At 26.2% G+C, this 2,596-nt stretch carries 2 protein-coding genes and 2 pseudogenes; 1 reads left to right on the top strand and 3 read right to left on the bottom strand.

From position 1 onward, the window contains the following. Positions 1-90, bottom strand: a pseudogene (locus tag RMB13_RS00545) (SCPU domain-containing protein); the annotation flags it as partial. A gap of 402 nt (positions 91-492) precedes the next feature. Here RMB13_RS00545 and RMB13_RS00540 point away from each other — a divergent pair. Then, the gene (locus RMB13_RS00540) at positions 493-1,113 is read left to right on the top strand and encodes a TetR/AcrR family transcriptional regulator (protein WP_311073131.1); all 621 of its coding nucleotides are present in this window, start codon (positions 493-495) and stop codon (positions 1,111-1,113) included. A 689-nt stretch (positions 1,114-1,802) separates the two neighbouring features. On the opposite strand, the gene RMB13_RS00535 is transcribed toward RMB13_RS00540, so the two are convergent. Both RMB13_RS00535 and RMB13_RS00530 read right to left on the bottom strand, forming a co-directional pair. Beyond that, entirely contained in the window at positions 1,803-1,997 is a 195-nt protein-coding gene (locus RMB13_RS00535) for a hypothetical protein (protein WP_311073078.1), read from the bottom strand. A gap of 449 nt (positions 1,998-2,446) precedes the next feature. Beyond that, a pseudogene (locus RMB13_RS00530) lies at positions 2,447-2,596 on the bottom strand (DUF932 domain-containing protein); the annotation flags it as partial.

The following is a 2,596-nucleotide window of genomic DNA, read 5'->3' as shown; positions in this document are numbered from 1 at the left end:
ATCAACTTGTCCTGTAACAGCTGCTTGAGTATTTACCGCATAACCAGCAACCATTAATGCAGCAAGAAGTGATTTCTTAATATTCATAATAAAACCCTTTTAAACTTTAAAAATATAAAACACTCACCACAAAAAACTTTTATTATTTTTTAAATTTAATAAAAATTAAAATGTGATGCTGTTTGCGCAAAATATACAAAATGATAATTGTCTCGTAAACACCAATTACATTTATTAAAATTAAAACTTTAATTAATAAAATACCCAACATTCAAAACAAAACATAACCCACTGTTATTAAATTATTTTTTTAAATCCATATAAAAATTCAACAGTCACCTGACTGAATCAACTCAGTCAGGTGACTGTTTTAAAATGATTAAATTAAAATAAATCTTGATTTTTTTAAAAAAACACATATTTTATTTATAAAAATTGAGACACTAAAACTTAATATTTATCACCCACTTCCTTTAAATTGGAGAAATAAAAGTGCCACCTTCTTCAGACAAAAAAAAATTCACTGAAAAAAATTTAATTTTTGTAAAAAAAATAATGTATACATCAAAGAAAATATTAATAAATGAAGGTTATAGTGGATTAAGTATGAGAGCCATAGCTAATAGGATGAATATTCATATTAGTACTATTCAGCACTATTTTAAAAATAAAAACCAATTAATTGAATATTTATTTAGAGATATTGCTCTTGAATTCAACGATAAGATCAAAGGTATAACGAATTCATTGACAGATGAAGATCCTCTATCACGATTTTTAAATTTTATAAATACAATTCTAGATGAAATGGAAAATGAAGAAACATACATACTTTTCATTGAATTAATTTCTTCAGCTCAAAGATTATCATCTGGAAAAAACATGTTAAATAAAATACAAAGCCAATACTTAGATACAATATACAAATTAATTATAAATATAACTCCATCCATATCATTCAATGAATATAAAAATTATGCACAAATTATTTCAATGCAAACTCAAGCTTATTTAATAAACTTCTCCAATCATAATGATGAACAAAAAAATAAATATTTAAGAAATTCACTATTACAATATTTCTCATCCCTAGTAACAAAAGTTCAAAATTAAAACAATATTCAATAAAAATAAATGCAAAAAAAACACATAATCAATTAATATTTTCTCAAAATAAAAGATTTATTTTAAAAGAAGAGTTTTAAATATTTATCAATCGGCTGAAAAATTAAAAAATAATACTTAGGGCATCCAAAAACTACTTAGACTACAACTGCAAAATGAAAAATGAAAAATGAAAAAACAATTAAAATAAAAAATTCTGCCTAATTTTCGTATAAGCAGTTATCCAGACGAGCTAATTTATTTTAATTAAAACTAAAAGACATATAAACATATATATAATTTATTAAATAATCACCTTAAAACACTAAAAAAATTAAATATTAATTTTATTTTAAAAACAATTAAATCAATATTCCGAACAATTAAATATACACTATTTACTCAAACAACCTTAGAAGCCACATAAATAAATACTATTTCACACTAAAATCCTTAAATTAAAATAGAATATTTTATTAATATTCCACTCATTTATTAAAATTTCTTAAAGCAACAATATCGGATCAATTTAATTCACTTCTAGTTATAAAGATCATTGTCTCAGACAGTTTTTTGATGATAACTGTAATCAGCAAATATACTATCGTGTACATGGTTTTAAAACTGAACAAATTTCTCAATATTTGCAAATTAATGATGCTACCAATTTTCGACGTGCCTTTAAACGTTGGAGCGGCTTAACCGTACAAGCCGCTCAGTCTTAATTTTATCCAAGAAAATATATAACAATGTAGTGGCGGGATTAATGCAAGTTGATAGTAAAAAATTGATCGTTTGGCTTTGATACTCCGTCTGGTATGACGTGAATAAGTTTTTGCAGCAACGGGTAGACCTATAAAAGGTTGTTGTTGGCTAATCATGGCTTGTCCCATAACGGTACTCCTATATTTTTTAAGGCATAAAAAAACCACATCTTCGGATGTGGTTTTTGTTGTGATCTAAATTAATCTCTAAACGTATTGATTTAGAAAATCAGCAAGGATACATTTTAAATCTTCTACTAATACATGAGCTTTTAAGTCTCGAATATGAATTCTGTAATCAGAAGAATTAACTGATACGTTTGCCATAAAACGCTCATGCATGAAATCTTTAGCAAATTTCTCCCCATAAAAAGTCAAAAAGGCTTTTATCTTTAATTAACAATAAAAATCCATCTTACAACTGTTCAATAGTAAGACCATTTGAATATTGCATTCTCTCGCTACTCTCTATTTACAATACACTAAATGATTCTTTATGAAGGCTTTTCATAAATTTTCAACTCATGGATTTTTTTATTTAGACTTAAAGTTTGAATTTATTAAATAGTTTCCTAAATTCAGGACACCATTCTTAATGCCTGTTCCAACCCCCTCTGTTTAATATTGGCTCCTGCACCAAACCATGCTGAGTTCAATCGATGATCTTGACTCATTGCTCGACGCTCGTGATCAATATATTCGGTAATACTACAAAGCAAACCATACGC

The organism is Acinetobacter sp. V102_4, from assembly GCF_031799005.1.
GTDB lineage: Bacteria > Pseudomonadota > Gammaproteobacteria > Pseudomonadales > Moraxellaceae > Acinetobacter > Acinetobacter calcoaceticus.
The sequence above is the reverse complement of the archived record's forward strand: the minus strand, read 5'-3'. Positions and strand labels throughout refer to the sequence as shown.

Bases quoted from the DNA above. Each gene is read 5' to 3' on its own strand.
- RMB13_RS00535 (WP_311073078.1), bottom strand. From the start codon at position 1,997: ATGGGACAAGCCATGATTAGCCAACAACAACCTTTTATAGGTCTACCC.